Genomic DNA, 22451 nt, shown 5'->3' on the forward strand with positions numbered 1-22451 from the left:
CACCTTTTGATATTTTATGTTGTATCTACAACTTAACTGGTAAGGTTAACTGGTGGATCACCACTGAATTCACTCTGGGTGGTACGCAATCAGACACCAGAGCAGGAGTTCTCCCACCATAGTTCAATTTCGTCTCAACATGCATCAGTTATAAAGTAGAAAACTGCTGAAATCGCCAGAATCTCTAATTTTGTACATTCTTGAACCACATTCAAAAAAAACCATCAACATCCCGTGATGGTTGTTCCGATAGAACTGATGCTGTGGGATTTGTCTTTGCGAATCTCCGCTTTGCAGGCACTATGATAACTGCAACAGTTTTTCTGGACCTGATGTGCACGACTATAACGGGAACTGCACCATCCGACCTGATACAACGACACCGCAGACATTGAGTGACACCCCGGAATAAGTATAAGTAACTGAAAAATTCACAGTCCCATGTAAGACTGTTTCTCGGGGCTGGTTCAAACCAATATACCTTTATATCCACACTGACGACCAAAGGATTGGGAGACGAGTATGTCTATTAACGCCTTATGGAAAAGACGCACAATGCTGGCACTCGCCTGCGGTGTCGCTTTGACGGCTTCGCCCCTTGCTGCACAGGTCCCGCCAGCACCTCCCGTTCCGGGAAAAATCAAAACAAATGGCTTCAAGGCTGGCACAGCAAAGAAGAACACACCAGTCGCAAGCACCAAAGTCAAAGAAAAGGTGCATCAGCTCGTTGATCAGATCTATGAATCTGAAGTCGAGTTGAGTGTCCAGCAGCGGCATTCCAAAATTCTGAAAATGAAAATGGACGTCTTCCGCGTCGCGATCGCCGATCCGACCAAGATTGAAGTCGTCGCATTCGGGTCACAGGAAGTCGAAGTGATCGGTAAAGAAACCGGAACTACGACCATGACCCTCTGGCTGGGAGAAGAAGCCAATCCACAAATCCTGAGCGTTCAGGTAAAAGTGGAAGGCGACAACTCCATCGATGACCTGCGTCGGATGGAATACAGTGAATTCCAGAAGATGATCAATGAATTCTTCCCCAACAGTAAAGTCCAGCTGATTCCTTTTGCTGACAAACTGATTGTGCGTGGCCAGGCTCGTGATGAGCAGGAAGCCGTGCAGATCATCACGATCATTCGTGCCCGGTCCGGTGGATCAGGAGTTGGCGGTGGTGGAGCCAACGGTGCTGGAGGAGGTTCGCTCTTCGCAGATGGTCAGGCTGCAGACCCCTTCCCAGGGGGAGCCGTGCTGCCGGAAGCCACTGTCATCGACATGCTTAAAGTTCCTGGTGAAAAACAGATCATGCTCAAAGTGCGAATCGCACAGCTGGACCGATCTGCTGCCCGGACTGCCAGCACCGACCTGATCGTACAAGCCGGAGAATTCGGCTGGAGCCAGATCTTTACCGGTGTTGCTCAGAACCTGGCCAATGGCGGTTCAGGACTCGTAACCGCATCTCTCAATAGTAAACACGTCGACCTGTTCATCTCAGCTCTGGCCCAGAACGGATATGCCAAGATCCTGGCAGAACCAAACCTGGTGACAATCAGTGGCCGTCCTGCAAACTTCATCTCTGGTGGTGAGTTTGCTGTACCAACCGTGGTTGGTGTGGGTGGGGCTCAGGCAGCGACCACAACCTTCAAAGGCTTTGGTACCCAGTTGACCTTCCTGCCGACCGTACTCGATAAAGATCGAATTCGTCTCCAGGTAACTCCGACTTTCAGCCAGGTTAACCCTGCTCTGTCGGTCAACGGGATCCTGGGGCTGGATACTCAGTCTGTCAGCACGACCGTCGATCTGCGTGAAGGTCAGGTACTGGCAATCGCCGGTCTGATTCAGGAACAGCAGCGTGGAGACTTGAACCGCGTGCCCTTCATCGGAGACATTCCGCTGGTCGGACCGCTGTTCTCTAATAAATCAGTACAACGGGATGAAACCGAGCTCATCGTGCTCGTCAGTCCTGAACTGGTCCATCCGCTGGAACCGGAAGATGCTCCGACAATTCTGCCGGGCATGGAAGTCACTGAACCAGGTGACATCGACTTCTACTTCCTGAATAACATTGAAGGCAAGCCGGACGTGCACCACAGAAGCACCGTCTGGTACATGCAGAAAAAACGGATTCACCAGCAACAGAAAGATTACATCCATCAGACAAAATCTGATAAGTACTACATCAACGGTGACTACGGTTTCTCTGACTAATCATCTTTAACTTCGCCTGATAAGAGACTATTAAAATATCAATCACATCGCTTCTCCTCGAACATGTGAAAGAAATAAACAAGGGATTAAACGATGTCAATACAACCCAAAATTGCAAGTTTGCCTGCTATTGCTTTAGCAGCACTGCTGGTCAGCGGTTGCCACCACAAAGGTTACCAGGCTCAGATCCCTCACGATTCTGTAGCCCCGCTGGGAACCATCAGTGATGATATCTGGCAGAAGCAGGAAGAAAATGGTGAAGCCTCCGACTTCGTAATCGTTGAAAGCGAATTCGTTGGCTCCACTGCCAAGTTAAATGCTGCAGGCGAAGACCACATCAAACAGATCGCGGTCCGCATGGCTTCCACCCCGTTCCCCGTGGTGATCGAGCCCAGCTCCATGTCTGTCGCAGAAAAATCTGAATACAAGTACCCGATTCATGGCAACGACGATCTGGACATGCATCGTCGCAACGTCATCGTCAAAATGCTGCAGGCGATGAACGTGCAGGATGCTGACGAACGGGTGGTTGTTGCTCCGGCCTTCACACCAGGCTTCGAAGGGTTTGAAGCATATCGTGCCTACAATAACGGTTTCCGTAACAATGGTAACGGAGGCGGCTTTGGTGGCTTCGGTGGCTTTGGCTCCGGCTTCGGTGGCGGCGGCGGTGGAATCGGCTTCTTCTAAGCCGGAAGTTTCCTGCTGAGCAACCTCAACTACAGTGGACGGATTCTTCGGGGGATCCGTCCACTTTTTATAACGGTTTAATCGAGTCGTACCAGTAACAATCTCTGAAAGCGTCATTTTAATTTCGACGCTCTCACCACGGTTTCGATCGAAACGGAATTCAGTCTGAAATAACGCCAGGACACAATTATGAACAGCAATGGATTGTTTTGTTCAACTTTGATTCTCTGCACGCTCGCTTTCCAGGGATGCTCGCAGTTGAATACACAGGTTTCCAAAGTGAAGTCTGTGCTTCCCGGTGGGAAAGAAAAAGACGAGAACGCTCTCGCTGCCGCCCGCTCAATGGAGAGACAGAAAGAGTGGATCGGGGCCAGGGAGAAATACGAATCTTACCTGAAAAGAAACCCGCACAGCGTGAAGGCCTGCCATCGACTGGGGATTGTCTGTTCGCACCTGGGCGATACCGTTGCAGCCACCCGTTATTTCACCCAGGCCAGGCAGCTTGACCCGAACAACTCAGAAGTGCTGAACGACTTCGGCTATGCCCTCTACCAGCGGGGCCAGTACGAAGCCGCTGAAAAAGCACTCGCCGCAGCTTTGCAGAACGATGCTAAAAACCCACGAATCATGAATAACCTCGCACTGGTTGTCGGGCATCAGGGACGCTTTAAAGAGAGCTATACCATGTTCCGCAACATCATGTCCGAAGCAGAAGCGCATGCCAACGTCGCCTACATTCATACCCAGCGCGGCGAAGGGGAACTGGCACTCAAAGAATATGATCTCGCCCTCTCAGCAGACCCGGATCTGACTTCCGCAGGACAGGGAGCAGCGGAACTGGCATTGCTCAAAGATCGCATGCTCGCCCACAAGACAGCAGAAGCGGAAGCACAACTGGCAGCAGCGTCCGCTGAAAAACAACCGCAGCCCCAGGACAGTGCGAAAGCAGCTGCACCGCAGAAGACCCGGTCACTGGATAAACCCACTCAACTGGTCAGCCTGAAAGCTTCTGCAGAAACCCGCGCGGAAAAACGTGAAACACTGACACAAAGCAAACCAGCTTCTGAAAAAACAAAGCTGATCAGTCAGGTCTCACTGAAGAAGGAAATGGAATCGGCAGCACCGGTTAAAGTACAACCCTTCCGGAAAATTCCTGATAATCCGGCACCGGTTAAAACCGCTACCCGAACAGCTTCGGTTCAATCCAAGCCCGTTGTGACCCGGACCATCCCTCAACCCAAAGTGGAAGCAAATCCTAAACCACAACGGGAAGAGGCACCTCTGGAAATCAACCCCTTCCGATCACTCGATGAAATCGAAGAGGAAGCACCGGTTATCATTCGTATTTCGAATGAAGTACCTGCTCAAGACAAGACTGCTGCTTCGGAAGAATCCCTGTTTCGTGCACCGGGTGAACTCGCACAGCCGTAATGTCACAGACTACTTGACTCGCGCCTCGATGGATCTGACCGTCGAGGCAGCCTGAAAACGGAAACTTTTATTCTTCGTTTTACGTGTCACCTCGTCGATTTTCTTCAGACTCTTTTCCGTGCCAATCTCTTTTAAGACGCGCATCACGTTCACCGTTGTCAGAAAATCTTCAGGGGCAAGCTGTTCCAGTACCGCATCTTCTGCATCGCTGCCGTACTTAATCAGCTGATTTCCCGCCTGATGAGCTCTGGACCGATCACACAACAGCCCTGCAACCGCCTCGGTCCCCTCATCAGTCTGAAGCTGCAATATGGCCTGCATTACGTTTTCCTGTCCCAGAATATTAACTTCGGGTAACAGTTTAATCATGGCGGGTACATTCTCTTTGGTTGACCAGACCACCAGAGCTTCGGAAGCATCCTTGACAATAGTGATGTCTTTACTCTCCAGGAGTCCAATCAGGATCCGCGCTACTTCCGGATTTTTCTTCGTCGGTTTCGCCTGGCTCAGTTTTTTCAGAGCCGCTTTGCGCTGCAGCAGATTCGTTGTCGACAAATCCTGCAATATTCCTGTCAGCGCGGCATCCAGGTTTTCAGGGACCTCAAATTTCGCTGCCGCTTCCCGCTTCTGCATTTCGGCTGCATGCTTCTTGCGTAACTCGGCCTGCGCAGCCTGCTGTTGTGCCAGCTCTTCCGCCGTCAGTTGCTGCGACGTGATCGTAATCGGGATCCGATGGGTCGACGACTCACTGCGTCGCACCATTTTATAATTCAACTTGAGCTCTTTGACCGCGCCCTGTTGTTTATCAAACTGAATCTGCCCTGAGCCCGTCAGTTCTACCTCAGGCCCGTCTTCAACCATCGCAATCGTGCGATAGCTGTGCTGCACCTTGATCGTCACAAGATTCCCCTGCTCACCTTCAATTACATATTCGGTCGACTTTTTGGCTTCCAGCGTTTTCTCCACATTGGGCCCACGGAACGGAAGTGCCATCCGGTCGGATGAGATCACGGAAATCTTCGCTTTGTCCTGCTCAGACCATTCCGCTTTACCAGCAGGAGAAAGCGGAATCAGATTGATCTGAGACAAATGCCCGATCAGATACGGCAGCAGCGATGACCCTTTGACCGTCTCGATTTCCCCAAACCGATTCATGACAATCTCATGCGGATTCATCACCCCGGCCATGCTGCCAGTCAGTCCCGCAAAGGGATTCGAATGAGGCATTCGCGGCGCAGGCGGGATGATCAACCGTCGTCCCTTGTCGCGTTTGATTTTACGCGTCGAGTTCAGGCTACCATTGCAGCGGATCGTCAGGCTGTCATCTGTCGCTTCTGTCACACGATATTGCTCAATTCCACTGAGCACTTCTGTGGAATCTTCCAGATCCACTTCAATTTCAATCCGATAAGCCAGTTCCTGCCCCTGCTTCCATTGGTACTTTAAAGCGACCGGATCGGCAGCAGACAACAGCGCAGGCAGGCCTGCAGTCAAGAACAGAACCAGACCGCAGAAACGTCGTAATTCCCGGAATGTATTTGAGTGCATCGAACTCTCCCCTGCTTATTTCCTGCCGAAACCCCGGCGACAAAAGCGTACAGACACTGTATCCATCAGTATACAGCCCCTGACGGGAAATGCACCTGCTTTCTTGCAGGAAGGCGAAATCACTCAGCAGGCACTCAGCCCTTCAGCAGCCAGTCGACCGCAGCGTTCTGGGAGTTCGCTTTCCCCTGGAAGAGCTCTACCTTGTTCAACAAACCTGCTGAATTATAAGTCGACTGTACCAGTTTCGGGACAGCGGCCGAGCTGCTGGCCAGCCAGAGTGCCGCGGGTTCACAAAGCGAGAGCAGGCCCGGCACATCACCATATTTCACGGCACCCGGCCAGAGACGCAGATCGCGAATGTTCGTAATCTCCGCAAAACGGAAGCCGCCGGGATCCACGGCCAGTTGTTTAACCAGTTCCGGTGAATGCGCACAGGCAGCAGCCGCTCTCACCCCGGAAAAACCAAAGCCTGCGACTGCGATCGATTGCGGCTGACTCTCGTGATGCTTGCAATACGCCAGGGCATTCAGAATATCGTGCACCTGTCTGGCAAAGACTGGATGATTATAGCCCAGTGTGTAGCCGGCAAATTCCCGTGGATTCTTGACGACAGGCATCTCGTTAGGGGCAGGTTGAATCTGATTGAATTCGCCCTGGTACAAAACGTCAATCCCTGCGACCGCGGTCCCTCCATCGACCAGCTTCTGCACGGGATCGACCAGTTTTCCATCTGCTTTGAGTAAACCGGACTTTCCGGCATCGGTCAGCCAGAGTACTACTTTCCGATTCCATTGGTCGGGCAGACAGAACAGCGCCGGCGTCACTTCACCGAATCGCTGATTCTTAATCAGTGTGTGGTACTGCTTATAACCTGTCAGCTGATCTTCTGAAATGGTTTCGGTTTCCAGATCTTCAGCCGCAGGCAGCGTACGCCCAATCAGCACCTCAATCGCTCCACCCACCACGCGACGATATTCCGCCAGCGATGTCTGATCGTGGGGTGTCAGTGCTTCGATCTGGCGGGCGTTGTTGCGTGCCAGCGTATGTAGAATTTTAACTTCAGACTGCTCATCCCCCGGCGGCGCTGGATACTCTTTGCTCCAGACGGTCATTTCCTCTTTCGTCAGCGGTTTAAAGTCAGCCTCGACAATCGGTGACTCCAGCCCCAGCTTGAAGTGCTTGTTGAAAAACTCATACATCATTGCCCGGCTGACATAGTTGTAATTGTGAGGGAAGGAATAATATTTCCCCTCAACATCGTCCGGTGCTCCCATCATTTTGAAATGCTGTTTGAGTTCGGGCAGCCCCTTGGTTTCTATTTCTTTCGTCCAGTCATTCGCTGCCGTCATTCCCAGCGGCCGTGGCGCCACCAGTGCCGCGAACTCCACGTTCCCCGTTTCGATCCGCAGATAGGTCGCATTTTCACAGGTACAGCCCCCCTGCATCGCAGTCGAAACCATCACCGCCGGAAAAGCTGCCTTGATGCGGTCATCGATCGCGGCCAGAATGAATGTCTGCGTCCCCCCTCCACTGGCACCGGTAATTCCAATCCGGGATTGATCCACTTCGGGCAATGAACAGACCCAGTCCAGGGCCTTGATGGAGTTCAGCGTCTGCAGTCCCAGTGCGCTGATCAGCCGCAGTTCCGATTGCGCGCTGAACAGTCCCCAGTTTTGGGCGCTCGACATCTCCGGACGCTGCTTCGCAAAACGATGAATCAGATCGTAGCTCAGGCAGACCCCATCCGCGTAGCCCAGCATGTCATAATGAAAGACCATGCACCCCATGCGTGCCAGTTCCACACAACGGGCCTGCAGTGGATATCGACCGCCAACTTCGTATTTCTCCGCTCCCGCTTCGATATCCGCTTTGACGCGTGTTTCACCACTGTCATAAAACCGGCCGTTCTGAAAATGACCATGCGGCGAGAGCACCATCGGCAGCGGTCCCTGCTTGCCTTTGGGACAATACAGATTCCCCGTCACATACAGACCGGGGGAGCTTTCGAAAAAGACTTTTTCAACCGTGTATTCATCCCGGTCCACTTTGCCGTGTACGGTGGCGTTTATCTTTGTGTTTTCAGGCTCGGGCCAGACGCCGGCTGCGACTTTGATCTGCCGCCGCACATATTCAGCACGCTCTTCCCAGGCTTCAGGAGATTCACTGGGGGTGAAGGGGAAATAACCATTCAGATCTTTCAGTTCTCCCAGCCGACTGTCTTTGAAACCGGGGCCCTGCTCTGCCGCAAACACACTTCCCGCCGGGGCCCCTGCCTGCAGCAATCCCGCTGACAATAAAGCCCAGCCGATATTCTGTAATGCTTCTCTGCGCTCGATTGAGAACTGATCGTCTTTCTGCAACATCATCGCCCCGCTTTCCTGGATGGATTAACGTATCAGAGTCGTTTTGCTGAACCCTCAGCAGGTAAGGAATACATCCAGTCTAACCGGAAAACAGCAGGCCATGCCAGCCTGAGCAGACTTTTTAACGACAGTGATCACTCTCGTCCCGGAGAGGCTCAACCGCGCTTTCGCACCCAGAGCACGCCACCGATCACCACGACCAGACCAATCCCTGCTGCCAGGCTCCAATATAAGGAAAAGGATTCAGGCTGAGGTGCCGGATGATAGCTGGGCACATGCAGCTGTTTCCCCTTCGCGAGGGAATCGGGATGGTTCGGAAACCTGGTGGCAGTGATACTCAAATCTTTCCAGAGCACCTGGACCGGCGTTTCCGGATCGCTCTGCTGAGCTCCCAGACGCAGCAACTCCACGTCAGCGGTTCCCAGTTCAACCTGCCGCAACTCGCGAAACTCATCCGAGGAATCCTCCGTGACCAGGAACTTCAAGAGTCCGCCGGTCCGAACCAGTTTTAATTTCCCGGAATTGACACTGGTGTCATACAGTTTCACATCATAGTTACGTTTCTCATCCACCGTACTTGAGAGCATGGTGCTGAAGACATGCTTCTTTCCCGGGCGCAACAGACGTCCCAGCGCGACTGCTGACCCAGCCTCGTCATTCAGTTTCAGATAAAGGCTTGGTCCCAATCCATAGCCGGCTTTGGGATCTTTCCAGACGGGCACTTCGTAGGCAGCAGTGATTTCAAAATCCCCCTCAATCTGGAAACGGGGGCTGATCCCCAGCGTGGGGAGCTTATGCCCTGCAGGAATCCGGAACAGCAAACCTTCAGGACGAGGCTGAAACAATCGCACCGTTCCCCTGCCAAGGGGAACCAGAAGTTTATTATCGAACTCTTCTCCGCGAAAGCTGAAATAGGCTTCGCGCGTCTCGGATTGCGCCAGCACCGGCGCAGATATCCCTCCCAGAATCAGGATCAGCATAGCGTAGACAGAACACTTCATATGCCTGCCCCTGAGGTCGCTTCGCCTCCGGCTCGGGTCCCCAGGGCACGCCAGAGTTCATCATTGATATTTTCATTGACGAAACGCACGCTCCCATCTCCCATCAAAACATTGACCCCTCCCGTGTGCCAGCTGGTGGCATTCAGGATCACCCCGTCCCAGGTAAAACCATTTTTGCAGTTCGTACGGTTGGGGGTCCGCACATGGTTATAGCGGGTCCAGTTCATGTTCCCCGCCAGCCAGGTCTGTCCCGACTCCACATCGTACTGATACGCCCCCGCAGTCTGCGGGGTCAGACGGCCGCAGGCATCACTGAACTGGCTCTCGGTCCAGACTCCCTGCAGATTATACAGGTCGGAAAGTGGATCGATCAGCGTATCATCCCAGCTTCCTTTAACATGCTCACTGAACATCGCCGTATTGGTGAGACCGTCTTTGACATCGTCCAGTTTCACACTGCTGATCTGTCCGAACATACCATTCCCGTCCCGACCGGACCAGGAACTTCCGTTGCACGTGCGATAATTATTGGGCCCCCAGCGACTCTGCAGACGATCCAGATCACTGGGACAGAGAAAGACTTCCAGTCGGGCCGCAGCAGCGGGGCCGTTAATGACCTCATCAAATCGACGGGCCAGTTCCTGCTGATCATCGTTGGCCGCATTCACAAATGGATAGAACGGGGCCACGTTGAAATTGAGCTGGTTATAAACCACTGACTGATCCAGATAAGGCAGCAGCATGGCATGCGCGGAATAGCGACGGTCTTCGAGTGTGCCCAGTGAAGAAACAGGACCGTCATAGTCGAGGCCAACCCCAAACGGGAGCACCGAGTGCGCTTCATGGTAGGACTGAACGGCAATCCCCAGCTGATGCAGGTTATTGGAACACTGCATTTTCCGTGCAGCTTCACGTACGGCCTGAACCGCGGGGATCAACAGTGCAATCAGCAGACCGATAATGGTGATTGTCACCAGAATTTCAATCAGGGTGAATCCGCACCGTTTCGGGTGGTCAGTAGACAACGGGACGATCCCCTTTCTCTTAAACGCCAGAACTCAGCGGAGCCTGTCTGGCGACAGATCACGAAATAGAATGCCTGCACTCAGTAAGACCTTCACTGCACTTACTTTTCTTCACCGAATCTAATATTTACCTAAATTTACCAGAAATTTTTGATTTTCACGGGTAGGAAAACAGGCTCACTATACAACTAATTAGTGGCAAACTGATATTGGTCAGACTTTCAGAGATAGACAACTATCAAACAACTACTGGTTGTTATCCGTGTATCTACCTATCTCTCTCTGGTTCCGATTCGCTGGTTAACAGAGTTTCTTAAGTTTTCAGAACCTGTTTTTGAATCTACCGGCCTGATCTATGAACATTTTATCAAATATTCAGAAAAACATCAGTCAGCCTGTTTTAATCAGACAAATTATAAAGTGTTGTTATTTAGCCACTTATAAACAGTTTTTTTGATTTTCTCCACAAAACCCGTTGAGGGGCCATTGAAACGCGATTGTTTTTAGGGCCCGATACTTGTCCTGTACACGCTAGTATACTAGAATAAGGGCACATACAAAATTCAGGACTTTTTAGTTTTTCACAATAACACCCTCTACTGTTATTTTCCTGAATCCGTATGCGGCTTTTTTCTTAACTCAGGTCCGGTGTGGCCTGAGGCAACAATGAGATTTCCTGGCCGTTTCAGGAATCAATGATTAGTTCACCCTAGAATTCAGAAACGAGGTACTTTGTTATGGCAGGCACCAAAGCAAACCTTACCCAACGACAGCAGGAGATCTACGATTTCCTGAAAGACAAAATTATCAATCGTGGCTACGGCCCCACCGTGCGTGAAATCGGAGCCAACTTTGGCATCCGCTCTCCCAATGGTGTGATGTGTCACCTCAAAGCCCTTGAGAAAAAAGGGTTGATCACCCGCGAGTCTCACATGTCTCGTGCAATTCAGCTCTGTGACCACTCCCAGAAACGGACTCGTCTCCCTCTGGCTGGTCAAATCGCTGCCGGCAGTCCTGTACTCGCCGTACAGGATGATGAGCACATCGACTTCGGACCATTGTTCGACCCAGATGATCAGTTCTGCCTGAAAGTCAAAGGGGTCTCCATGATCGAAGATCAGATCGCTGACGGAGATTACGTCATCGTCCACAAACAGAACACCTGCAAAGAAGGTGACATTGTGGTTGCTCTGGTCGATGGTCAGGAAGCGACTCTGAAACGCTACTACTCAGAAGGCGACCGGATCCGTCTCGAACCGGCTAACTCCAGCATGCAGCCCATTTACTCCAAAAATGTGGACATCCTGGGAGTCGTCACCGGCGTCATCCGTAAATACTAAGCTGCGAATTCAGCCCCTGGCTCATTGAGTCACCGGGCTGACCAAGCTCAAATAAAAATGCTCTGGTAATTCACCAGAGCATTTTTTTTTACTGTATCACAAACAGCCAGCGATCCCTGCACTTCAGCCGGCAGCGCGGGTCTGATACTGATTCAGCTTGTTATACAGTGTCTTTAAGGCAATTCCCAACTCGGCAGCACACTTGGGTTTGTCTCCATCATGCTTATCCAGAACGTGATAAATCACTTCCATCTCGATATCACGTAACGTCTTACCTTCCATCCCTTCGGTCCAGTTCACACTGGTAGAACCCGACATGGGAACGGAAGAATTTCGTGTCAGATTGGAAGGCAGATCTGCAGGCTGGATCTGAACGCCATCCCACAGAATCACGGCATGCTCCAAGGCATTGGCCAATTCCCGCACGTTCCCTTTCCAGTCGTATTCCTGAAGAATCTCGACAGTCTCAGGAGCCAGAATATCCTGGGGAATGGAATCTTTTTTCAGATGCCGCTTGAGCAGTACCCGGGAAATTTCCGGAATATCACCTTTCCGCTCCCGTAACGAGGGCAGATTGATTTCGAACGTATTCACCCGGAAATAAAGGTCTTCACGGAATGTTCCCTCACCGACCATTTCCTGCAGATCCCGGTTGGTTGCACAGACGATTCGCACATCAACGTGGAAGGTCTCGCTGTCACCCACACGGCGGACTTCGCCGGATTCCAGAAACCGCAGTAATTTGACCTGCATGGTTTTATCAAGCTCACCCAGTTCGTCCAGGAACAGGGTTCCGCCGTTTGCAATTTCAATCAACCCTTTACGGGGAGTATCTGCGCCGGTGAACGCGCCTTTGCGATGACCGAACAGTTCGCTCTCCACCAGGTTTTCGGGCAGGGCACCACAGTTCACAGGCACAAACGGCATTGAGGCCCGGGCACTCAAATCGTGAACACGGCGCGCCACCAGTTCCTTACCGGTCCCGGTTTCACCCAGAATCAACGCGGTCGAGTCGGTAGGTGCGATCTTCTCGATCAGCTTTTTTACTCGCAGCATCGGTGGAGTTTCGCCCACGATCTGACACGGGCCTTCCACACTTTTCAGCCGTGACTCGAGTGCGAAATTCTTGTTCTGCAGCGAGCGTTTGTCAGCCACTTTCTGCAGAACAGTCGCAATATCAATCAGCTTACAGGGCTTAGGCAGGAAGTCATACGCGCCGCGGCGGATCGCCTGAATCGCTTCGTCAATACTCCCGTGACCGGTGCTGATAATCACTTCGGTTTCAGGAGAGACTTTATTGATATGATCGATCACATCCCAGCCACTTAAGCCAGGCATCCGCAAGTCGACAATCGCTGCGTCAAATGTGATTTTATCCAGTGCCGTCAATGCCGACTGACCGTCCTCGCAGATGGTGACATCATGTCCCATCCGAGGCAGTTCGATGCGCATCACCTCGCGAATGGCTGCTTCATCATCGACAAACAAGACCCGTAATTTATTAACCGAATTACTCAACTTGTGCTCCTTCTTCCTGCTTTGACATCCTGTCAAAGAGAAAGCCATTTAACAAATTTCTTAACCGAATGGTATTCTGGAAGGAATCGGGGAAAGGCTCTGAAAAGCAGTTGTTCCTGAAAGGAGGCCCCGACTGCTTTTCGAGGATCAACGTTCACACTGACCTCTCCGGAACCGGAAGATCAGCCACGACCTTTCTCTGCACGAGTTGCATCAGATCGGGATAGGAATTATCGAGAGCAATCTGCTGTACAGAGAACATCCATTTTCTCCTGTATCGTTAACTTTGTGTGAATCATTAGTGGGGAGAGACGTGTAATATCAGATTTTGAAAATCGTGGCAATCGGAGAATCAGAGAAAAACTGTTCTCCAGCAGGCTTTCTAAATCTTTATGCAGCCTTGTTTTGCAGCTTGGCTTTTTTCGGGAGCTCCACAAAAAATGTGCTCCCTTTTCCCGGCCCCGCACTTTCGACTTCGATCTCGCCACCGTGGTCCTTCACGATTCGATGCGTGATCGACATGCCCAGTCCAGTGCCAGTTCCATCGGCCCGCTGAGTAAAGAAGGGATCGAACAGACTATCCATGACTTCCGGCGACATACCACAGCCGTCGTCTTTGAAAATGAGCGTCACAGAATCGACATGCTCACGGACCTGGATCTCCAGACTGCCCCCCACATCCATGGATTCCAGGGCATTGGTCATGATATTAAGTGCCACCTGCTTGATCTCGGCCGGATTAAACTCGGCCCAACAGGCTCCCCGTGGGGAAAACTGGATATTCCGTCCTTTGAGACGTTTGATCAGGCTCACCATCGAGCAAACCTCTTCGATGACGGCGACCAGATCATTTTCGCTGCGAACCGAATTCTGACCGCGGGAGAAGTCGAGCAGTTTGGAGGTAATGTCCCGGCAGCGCATCGCTTCGCGTTGAATCAGTCCCAGATACTGCTCTACGACATCCAGATCATCCTCCGGGCAGTGTGGCTTCAAGTCTCCCATCCGGCCCTGCAGGGATTCGGAAGCCATGGAAATCGCAGAGAGTGGATTATTGATCTCGTGGGCCACCCCGGCAGCCAGCACACCGATTCCCGCCAGTCGCTCAGACCGCACCAGTTGCCTGCTGCGTTCATCCACTTTGTGATTCAATTCGTCCCGTTTTTCCTTGAATCGCTGTGTCATTTTATTAAAGGCTTCGGCCAGTTCGGCCATTTCATCTCGTGATTTGATTTCGAAATGATGGTCAAAATGCCCCTGGGCCACAATGCGAGCTCCGGAGTGCAGTTCCTGGATGGGAGCCAGGACGGTTTTGTAGCCATACCAGATCAGACAGCCAAAGGTAATAAACACGATCAGACATGTGACCCAGACCAGGTTATAGCGGGAACGATAGACCCGCGATGCCCGCTCAATCACCGATTTCATGCTGGAAGGGACTTCTTTGACTTCCAGAATCAGACTTTCCAGATGGGCCACTTCCAGGATCATCTGCTCAGCGACCTTCAGCCTCTGCTTGGGATCTTCCAGTTGCTCCGCCATCAGGGAGAGGTGGTCCAGGCGTTTCATAACAGCACTGTGTTGACTGAACTGGGAGTTAACAAATCCGCGCCACGTCGACAGGGAAGGATCCGGCAGGCGATCGACCTTCTGCAGAAAGCCTGGAATTTCGTTATCTTTCACATCCTGCAGCTGTTCTTTAAATTTCTGCTGATAATGGGCACTGGCAGCGGGACGGGAATGACGGATCTTCTGCAGCGGTTCATTCAGGGAGACGACGGATACGATCAGTCGATCGCGATCGGGCAGGCTGTCCAGCGAGTATTTAAAGTCCGCCACCGTATTTTGATAGGAAAGCAGACCGGAAACCGCACCATAGGCCAGCAGGATCAGCATGAAGAAGATAATCCCCAGTCCGACCCCCAGTTTCCGCCTGATTGTTTGTGTAAAGAACACACCGACCTCCGTGTCACAAGTCCTTCAGATCCTCTGAAATAAGTGCCAGATCATACCGGATTCACTTCAGAAGTCCAATGTTAAATCGGCAATATCCTGCAGGTGTACAAAAAGGACAAATGAGGCTTCCATACCGGCCGATATTTACTCTCCCTGCTGGGACGTGGGGGGATTTTTCTTCCAGCGCGCCTGATGTACCATTTCCTTGCGATAGGAGTGCAGCCCGGTCATCAGAATATCAATGGCACGCGAAAAATCCCGAAAGGCTTTGAGGTACTTCTTCTGCTCGAGTTCTTCCTTAGCCTCATAATAGATTTTATTATGATTCGACCACTCGATCGTCCACTCCTCCTCCATCGCGGCCCGCTGTAACTCCGATTCCATGGTGGTCAAATACTGCAGAAAATCAGTATTGAACTTCAGTCGCTCGGACCGATAAGGCCGCCACTCAACGGTTTTATTATCCAGGTAGTCCTTATTTTTGCCGAGTTCCCGTTGAGCAAAGACTTTTCTGACGAGCAGCATCACCAACAGAGACATGCCTCCAAAAGCCAGAAACTCCCCTTTGTTAAACTGGGTCAGCAACCACATCACGATGCCGGTCGCCACCATCAGCGAAGCTCCCCAGACGCCCGCCAGCCACAACCACTCCCGGTAGTCTTTCTCCAGTTCAATCTCTGGTTCAGCATCAGGCTCCTGCTGCTGTGGAAGATTCCCATCAGGCAAATCGCCCACCCGCACAATGATCACTGAGATATTATCGGAACCGCCACGGAGGTTCGCCAGATTCACCATCAGCCGACAGGCATCACTCGGATCGAGATACTTGGAGATCATCCCGATCTCATCATCCTTGAGATGACTGGTCAGCCCGTCACTGCAAAGAATATAACGATCCCCTTCCAGCACCGGGTAGGGTCCTTCGATATCGACTTTGACCACCGGCTCTGGTCCCAGAGAGCGCGTAATCACATTCCGTGGCTCATTCAGGTAAACCTCTTCCGGCTTCATCCGTCCCTGGCGAATCAGTTCCCACTGCAGACTGTGATCGAAGGTCAGCTGGTCGATCCGGTTTTCGCGGACGCGATAGACCCGGCTGTCGCCGACATGACCAATCACGGCCCCTTCGGGACAGAGGCAGAGCGTGCTGCAGGTCGTTCCCATCCGCATGAATTCGCGGTTGGCCATCCCCCGTTCATGAATCGCCTGGTTGGCGATTTCGACGGCGGTTTTCAGAGATTTGGCAACAGGGCCCGGCTTGTTTTTGAAGAAGGTATGCGGAACGGTTTCAGAGGCGATCTTACTGGCCAGTTCACCAACAGCATGCCCCCCCATTCCATCGGCGACCAGAAAGAAATGCCCATGGTCCCGCCAGCTTTCCTGATCTTTACAGATCCGGACGGAAATGGAGTCTTCATTATTCCGTCGTCGAAAGCCAACATCACTCTGCGATGCGAACTGAACTGGATGTTCCCAACGCATTGAATCCCCTCAAAACAAGCCACTACAGTGCATAGATACTTTACTATTTCATATCTTGGTGAGAATGCAAATCAAACACCAGTGCACACTTTATGAATTCTGTGTTTTTACTGAAAACCCGCAGAATTCTCCTGATTTCCCGATAGAATCCAGATCGCCACTCTCTGCATATCTTTGTCTGGAAATCAGGTTGCTGCCGCTGATCAGCGGGCGTCCGGCATCGTTTTTCCGGTCAGATTATAGACGTAGGCCATGATCTCGACAAAGACCTCGTACAGTTCGAAAGGAATTTCCTCGCCGGCTTTCACATCGCGATACATCTGTCGCGCCAGCGGCTTCCGTTCGATAATCGGAATCCCATGTTCATTGGCGATCTTCCGGATCTGCAACGCGATCTCCCCTGCCCCTTTGGCCACAACAACCGGTGCCGGCATTTTCTCCGGGTCGTACTTGATGGCAATCGAAATATGGGTCGGGTTGGTGATCACGACATCTGACGTCGCGACCTGGGAGAGTTCCTGCGAGAGAGCCAGTTTGCGATGCGCTTCGCGGCGTCTCTGGCGGATCAGCGGATCCCCGTCCATCGACTTCATCTCTTCGCGGACTTCCTGCTTACTCATCATCAGGTCTTTTTCATGCTTCCATTTCTGAAAGGCAAAATCCAGTCCGCCCAGGATAATCAGCGCCAGGGCCAACAGGATGCCCAGCTCGATCGACGAGTTGAAAATGTCGCGCATAATTGTTTCGGGAGGCGCCCCCATCAACGCCAAAAAATTGGGAAACACGAGATAACTGAACCAGACCGCGATCAGCACCAGCAGCGTAATTTTCCCCAGGCTGACTCCCAGCTTGACCAGTCCGCGAATCGAAACAATCCGCTTGGCACCTTCAATCGGATTCAGGCGTTCCCATTTGATCTGCAGCACATCCGGGGTCATCATGAATCCGACCTGCACGATATTCAGGATGATGGCAGCAATAAACAGAATCAGCATCGTCAGAGCAGATCCCTGCAGAAACTGTTTAATGATCGCCTGCACGCGCTCCATGATGACCGCCGTATCGACGCGCAGCCAGACCGGGCTGGTCAGCGTCGCTTCCATCAGATTCTTCATGTCGTGGCTCAGACTGACCGCAAAGAAATAGAGCACACCCGCGGTCGCCAGCATCATCCCCGCCGCATTGAGGTCGGTACTTTTCGCAATGTTCCCCTTCTCGCGGGCCTCATTGCGCCGGCGATCCGTCGGGTCTTCTGTTTTTTCTCCGGTATCATTCTCTGCCATGCTGAATGAATCTCAATTCGAACTACATCACGGTACTGCGGCTGATCTGATCGATGGCATTGGGAATTGATTCGACCACAATGTCAGCGGCGCCAGACAGGGTGAAGATCAGGACAACCAGACTGACAATCGCACGAATCGGAAAGCCGATCACCAGCACATTGATCTGGGGAACCGTATGTCCCAGGTACCCCATCGCCAGCGAAATCAGGGCACTGATCGCCAGCAGGGGCGCGGCAACTTTGATCGAAAGTACCAGCGACTGATGCATCAGGGACTGCAACAGATCCAGCGTATTGGTTGAGACAATCCCCTCGCCGACGGGAAAGATCTGGAACGTATCGATCAACGCCGAAAGCATCAGCAGATGACCATTGATCGGCTCCATCAACAGAAAGACCGCGATCCCCACATAATACAGGTACTGGCCACTCAACGACGCGTTCATGTCAAAGCCGGGATTAAAGACTTCCCCCAGTGCCATCCCCGCCTGCTGATCAATCATCTGACCGGCCATCTGCAGACTTAATAGAATCAGGAACACCCCGAGCCCCAGGGCAAACCCCAGCGTCAACTCACCCAGAATCGACCAGGCATAGTCCAACAGGGACGCCGGCATATGCGTGACGAAGCGGTAATCGTTGACTGTCAGTTCCCGTTCTCCCTGGCGACCACTGCTGACGAGCAGCTCCTCAAAGCGTTTCTGCAGATGCGCGGGGACTTCATCCTGGCTGAGTCGCTGATCCTGATTGGCATCCAGCTGATAGAAACCAACGGTCACCTGTTCGTGCAGCGTTGGTGTGATCAGAATCGACAGGCACACAATTAACAGCACCCGGATATTCGTCGGAAAGATCGGCTGCCCGAAGACCGGGCCGATAATCATCAGGCCGCTGATCCGAACCAGTACCAGCGTGAAGGCATAGAACTGCAGCATCGCCCATTGCAGAATCTGACCAGGTGCCAGCTGCAGAATGGGATTCACCAGATATTGATCGAGCAGTGCGCTCACGGCCTTCTCTTTACTACTTCAGGTTTCGAGGTCGGCTTCAGAGCCGCGACGGAATGTTGGTGATCAGACTGGTGCTATACTCCATCATCAGGGCTGTGATCCAGGGCAATGTATACAGAATCGCCAGCACCATCATGATGATTTTAGGCACGAAACTGATGGTCTGATCCTGAATCTGGGTCACCGCCTGGCCGATACTGATCACCAGACCGACCACGACTGCAGTCAGCATGACCGGGCCGCTGACTTCCAGCATGATCAGCAGTCCTTCTCGCCCCAGATCTACAACGGTTGACGTATCCATAAACTCACACCTGTGTTTTCACGCAATTCCGGGCGCAACGGGAGCGCCGGGATTTATCCTACGGCCCTGATACTCTCCAGCAGCATGCCTACTGTCAGCAACCAGCCATCAATCAAGACAAATAACAGAATTTTAAAAGGTAATGAGATCAACACCGGGGGCAACATCATCATCCCCATGCTGATCAGAATCGAACTGATCACCATGTCGATCACAATAAAAGGCAGATACAGCTGGAAGCCAATCAGAAACGCGGTTTTAACTTCGCTCAACATGTAGGCCGGCAGCAGCACACTCAATGGGACTTCATCGTAGTCGCTGGGTGCTTTATATTCCGCGGCGCCGGGAGAACCGGGCAACGGTCGCTGATAGTCAAGAAACATCCAGACCGTATCACTGTTGCCCGTAAGCTCAATCTGATCGCTCATGAACTTTCGCAGGGGAGCAACCGTCTTTTCAAATGCGTCTTCCAGTGATACAGGAGCCTGTTGCGTCTGGTTCGTATAGGGGACGATTCCCTCCTCGTAGGCTTTCTCCCAGATGGGAGCCATCACCATGAAGGTCAGAAACAGACTCAGGGAAGTCAGCACCTGGTTCGGCGGTAATTGCTGCGTTCCCAATGCCTGACGTAACAATCCGAATACGATCACGAACCGGATAAAACAGGTCGTCATGATCAGAATCGACGGAGCCAGACTTAATACAGTCAGTAACAGAAACAGCTTGAGAGTCGAATTCAGACCTTCCGGCGACGTCATCTGTTCCACATTCAGCAGCTCTGGAACACCTGATTTCTCAGCAGATGCAGGTTGCACGTTCGGATCGGCCTGCGCCGGGAAATTCTGCAGACTCTGACTGCCGACTCCCTGGTTAGAGAGTGCCTGATTCTGCGCTGCGGTCTGTGCCTGCAGAGTGCCTGTCGCTGTCAGTAACCAGCACAGACACAACCAGGCGCCCAGATTTCGGAGTTGTCCCCCCCCGCTCCATTTAAACATGATCGCGGTCCCCGGTTTCATTCAGGGAATGACGGGAGGGCTGTAACAGTTTCTGCTGCAACCGGGACATGGCAGAATCAAATTCGGGATACTCGTCCTGAGTTGTTTCAGGCTCCGCTTCAGAACGTACCGGAGGTTGCACACGTTCCGGCTTTCGCTCAGTTCGCGCTGGCGGCGTTTTTTGCTGAGTAGATTGAAACAGGTTCAGAAACGACTGACTCGCACGAGACGAATCGGCCTGCTCGCGACACATGCCGGTAATCAGATCGACTTCGACCGGATCCAGCACTTCGCTTAAGGTCTCCAGACCCGCGGGCGATGATCCCAGAATCAGGATTCGATTACCACATCTCACAAAGTGAATGGTCTGACGGGCATCCAGTGGCCGTTTTCCCAGAACCTCGAGCACTTCGCGAGGCAGTGTTTTCGCGGATAAAGGATTATGTTTTTTCATCACTTTGGCAGCGATCAGGATAATACCGATCACCAGTGCCAGTGCACCGAATGTCCCCCAGATGGAAGGCACCCGCCGCGGAGACGACTGATCTTCCGCTGTTGAGTCTGCCTGTTTCTGTCGATCCAGGGGAGTAATCGGATTCGCAACCTGCTTTGCTTCTGAACGGATTCTCTGTTGAGGCAGGCTGCGCGTCTGCGAGGGAGCGATTCCGGAATGAACCGGCTGCGGCCGATTCAGGCTCTCCCGCCCTGTGGTGGCTGGAGCAACTCCCCGTTGTGCCGTCCGGGAATATGTATTGGGATTACCGGACATTACACGGGGCTGGCGAAATTCAGATGTCCGCGACTGAAACCCAGGTTCGGCAGCCTGGCTTCGCACCGCTGAGATCAGCAGGCAGAGCAACGTCAGTACGGCAAGAATGCAAAGACGAATCATGGAATCCTTTACGTCGCCTCTTTACGGGATGGGGGCTCACACAGCGGGGAAACTCCCTTCCCCGGTGTCACTCTTAAAGTTCGGGAGAAATAATCTCGGCAACACGGACACAAAAATTATCGTTCAGCACCAGGACTTCGCCCCGGGCAATAATGCGTCCATTCACCAGAATATCGACAGGGTCCCCCGCCAGTTTGTCCAGAGGAACAACCACTCCCTCTTTCATTTTCAGGACCTCTTCGATCAGCAGTTCCGTGCGTCCCAGTTCGATGCACAGATCCAGTTCGACATTCTGCAGAGATGACAAAGCCATCGCCTCTTCGGGATTGCCTGTCATCGATTCAAAATTCGGAAACTCAAACGCCTTGGTTCCTCCCAGATCTCCGGGGATTCCATGACCGGGCCCCAGGTTGGGAGAAATTGCCGCCGCCAGATTGGCTTCCGCCTGATTCAATAGCGCCTCAGTATCTGCATGCGATGCGGAAAACGGGCTACCGGACTGATCTGATGCCCCACCATGCTGGCTGAACAGTCCATCGATATCATCATTATTGACGACATTTCCGGATCCGGATGGCTTCGTTCCCTCGCTCGAACTGGCATTCTGCAGCAGTTTCTCGATATCGGAGGGATCCAGCAGGTCGTCCCCTGCACTTTGAGAGGCGCTTTCACCAGAGGGCGGTTCTGCAGGCGCATTCTGTCCCTGCGAGTTTAACAGCTTCTCAATTTCGGAAGGATCAAGAAGATCGTCATTATCTTCAGCCACAATCGTATCCTGTTCTGCCGGGGAGGCACTATTGCGTCATTGTCCGGTATTCACTGATGACCGTCTCAATGACATAGCTCTTCTTGAGAACTTTATTTATCGACTCTTTCATCATCCGTTTCATCGTACTCAACTGGGGATCATTCAGATCTGTCAGGCTCGACTTACGGACAACTTCAATCACAGCCTGCTTCACGCGGGCTTTATTCGTCTCTTTGACCATGGTTTCAAAATCGCCGGCTGCGCCCTGCTCGACCAGCGCCACCAGGTTGAAGGTCACGTGGATAGTCGCCCCGGGTTCGGCAATATTATTCGTCACGCTGAAGTTTTCAATGTTCACTTCAGCCGTGGTAACCTGCAGATTTTCGCTTTCCCTGGAGAGAGATTCTTCAGCGACTTCCGCCGGTTTATCAGGTGTCAACAGCCAGTAGGAGATCCCGACCTGCAGCATGATGACCAGCAGCAACAGGCCACCAATCTTGAGTAACCTGGCCTTGGACTGGCCGGAAGCGGCCGCACTCTCTTCGGGGGATGCCACTGCCCCTGTTGCGACACCTGCCTCTTCTGTTTCGGTGTCTGTTGCCACGAGTCTCCTCCTTGAACTCTCGCACTCTGTTGGCGCAGGGACACATCATGTGTCCCTCTG

Annotated in this window: 18 protein-coding genes; 4 read left to right on the forward strand and 14 right to left on the reverse strand. The window is 52.4% G+C overall.

Going from position 1 to position 22451, the window contains the following annotated elements; all coding sequences use genetic code 11:
- The first annotated feature begins 522 nt into the window (after positions 1-522).
- From RID21_RS03180 to RID21_RS03190, 3 genes are all read left to right on the forward strand, one after another.
- Positions 523-2205 (forward strand): type II and III secretion system protein family protein, encoded by a 1683-nt coding sequence (locus RID21_RS03180; protein ID WP_350187138.1) that lies wholly within the window; start codon positions 523-525, stop codon positions 2203-2205.
- 93 nt (positions 2206-2298) lie between these two features.
- Positions 2299-2892, forward strand: a complete 594-nt coding sequence (locus tag RID21_RS03185; RefSeq protein ID WP_350187139.1) for a hypothetical protein — start codon at positions 2299-2301, stop codon at positions 2890-2892.
- 189 nt (positions 2893-3081) lie between these two features.
- Positions 3082-4323 carry a tetratricopeptide repeat protein gene (locus RID21_RS03190; protein WP_350187140.1) on the forward strand — a complete coding sequence of 414 codons (1242 nt, stop codon included), beginning with the start codon at positions 3082-3084 and terminating at the stop codon, positions 4321-4323.
- A gap of 9 nt (positions 4324-4332) precedes the next feature.
- On the opposite strand, the gene RID21_RS03195 is transcribed toward RID21_RS03190, so the two are convergent.
- From RID21_RS03195 to RID21_RS03210, 4 genes are all read right to left on the reverse strand, one after another.
- Positions 4333-5871 carry a HEAT repeat domain-containing protein gene (locus RID21_RS03195; protein ID WP_350187141.1) on the reverse strand — a complete coding sequence of 513 codons (1539 nt, stop codon included), beginning with the start codon at positions 5869-5871 and terminating at the stop codon, positions 4333-4335.
- A gap of 134 nt (positions 5872-6005) precedes the next feature.
- Positions 6006-8237 carry an alpha/beta hydrolase family protein gene (locus RID21_RS03200; RefSeq protein ID WP_350187142.1) on the reverse strand — a complete coding sequence of 744 codons (2232 nt, stop codon included), beginning with the start codon at positions 8235-8237 and terminating at the stop codon, positions 6006-6008.
- A 152-nt stretch (positions 8238-8389) separates the two neighbouring features.
- On the reverse strand, positions 8390-9235 hold the full coding sequence (locus tag RID21_RS03205) for a DUF1583 domain-containing protein (RefSeq protein WP_350187143.1): 846 nt from the start codon (positions 9233-9235) through the stop codon (positions 8390-8392).
- Positions 9232-10260: a DUF1559 domain-containing protein gene (locus RID21_RS03210; protein WP_350187144.1), complete on the reverse strand. Its 1029-nt coding sequence runs from the start codon at positions 10258-10260 to the stop codon at positions 9232-9234. Before RID21_RS03210 ends, RID21_RS03205 begins: the two co-directional genes overlap by 4 nt.
- Before the next feature lie 737 nt (positions 10261-10997).
- On the opposite strand from RID21_RS03210, the gene lexA reads away from it, so the two are divergent.
- Positions 10998-11600, forward strand: coding sequence for a transcriptional repressor LexA (gene lexA / locus RID21_RS03215; RefSeq protein WP_145039453.1), 603 nt, complete (start codon positions 10998-11000; stop codon positions 11598-11600).
- Between the two features lie 123 nt (positions 11601-11723).
- Here lexA and RID21_RS03220 read toward each other — a convergent pair whose 3' ends face one another.
- The 10 genes from RID21_RS03220 to RID21_RS03265 form a co-directional block, all read right to left on the reverse strand.
- Entirely contained in the window at positions 11724-13118 is a 1395-nt protein-coding gene (locus RID21_RS03220) for a sigma-54-dependent transcriptional regulator (RefSeq protein WP_350187145.1), read from the reverse strand.
- 390 nt (positions 13119-13508) lie between these two features.
- Positions 13509-15071 carry a HAMP domain-containing sensor histidine kinase gene (locus tag RID21_RS03225; protein WP_350187146.1) on the reverse strand — a complete coding sequence of 521 codons (1563 nt, stop codon included), beginning with the start codon at positions 15069-15071 and terminating at the stop codon, positions 13509-13511.
- 144 nt (positions 15072-15215) lie between these two features.
- Entirely contained in the window at positions 15216-16553 is a 1338-nt protein-coding gene (locus RID21_RS03230) for a PP2C family protein-serine/threonine phosphatase (RefSeq protein ID WP_145440620.1), read from the reverse strand.
- A 203-nt stretch (positions 16554-16756) separates the two neighbouring features.
- A complete protein-coding gene (gene flhB, locus RID21_RS03235; RefSeq protein WP_145440621.1) occupies positions 16757-17836 on the reverse strand; it encodes a flagellar biosynthesis protein FlhB in 1080 nt (359 codons plus the stop codon).
- A gap of 22 nt (positions 17837-17858) precedes the next feature.
- Positions 17859-18848: a flagellar biosynthetic protein FliR gene (locus tag RID21_RS03240; RefSeq protein ID WP_350187147.1), complete on the reverse strand. Its 990-nt coding sequence runs from the start codon at positions 18846-18848 to the stop codon at positions 17859-17861.
- 37 nt (positions 18849-18885) lie between these two features.
- On the reverse strand, positions 18886-19152 hold the full coding sequence (fliQ, locus tag RID21_RS03245) for a flagellar biosynthesis protein FliQ (protein WP_145039433.1): 267 nt from the start codon (positions 19150-19152) through the stop codon (positions 18886-18888).
- 53 nt (positions 19153-19205) lie between these two features.
- Entirely contained in the window at positions 19206-20147 is a 942-nt protein-coding gene (gene fliP / locus RID21_RS03250; protein WP_350187148.1) for a flagellar type III secretion system pore protein FliP, read from the reverse strand.
- Positions 20140-21039, reverse strand: a complete 900-nt coding sequence (locus tag RID21_RS03255; RefSeq protein ID WP_350187149.1) for a FliO/MopB family protein — start codon at positions 21037-21039, stop codon at positions 20140-20142. Before RID21_RS03255 ends, fliP begins: the two co-directional genes overlap by 8 nt.
- 73 nt (positions 21040-21112) lie before the next feature.
- On the reverse strand, positions 21113-21805 hold the full coding sequence (fliN, locus tag RID21_RS03260; protein WP_350187150.1) for a flagellar motor switch protein FliN: 693 nt from the start codon (positions 21803-21805) through the stop codon (positions 21113-21115).
- A 28-nt stretch (positions 21806-21833) separates the two neighbouring features.
- Entirely contained in the window at positions 21834-22391 is a 558-nt protein-coding gene (locus tag RID21_RS03265) for a hypothetical protein (RefSeq protein WP_350187151.1), read from the reverse strand.
- Between the last annotated feature and the right edge of the window lie 60 nt (positions 22392-22451).

It is taken from the genome of Gimesia sp. (assembly GCF_040219335.1).
Taxonomy (GTDB): Bacteria; Planctomycetota; Planctomycetia; order Planctomycetales; family Planctomycetaceae; genus Gimesia.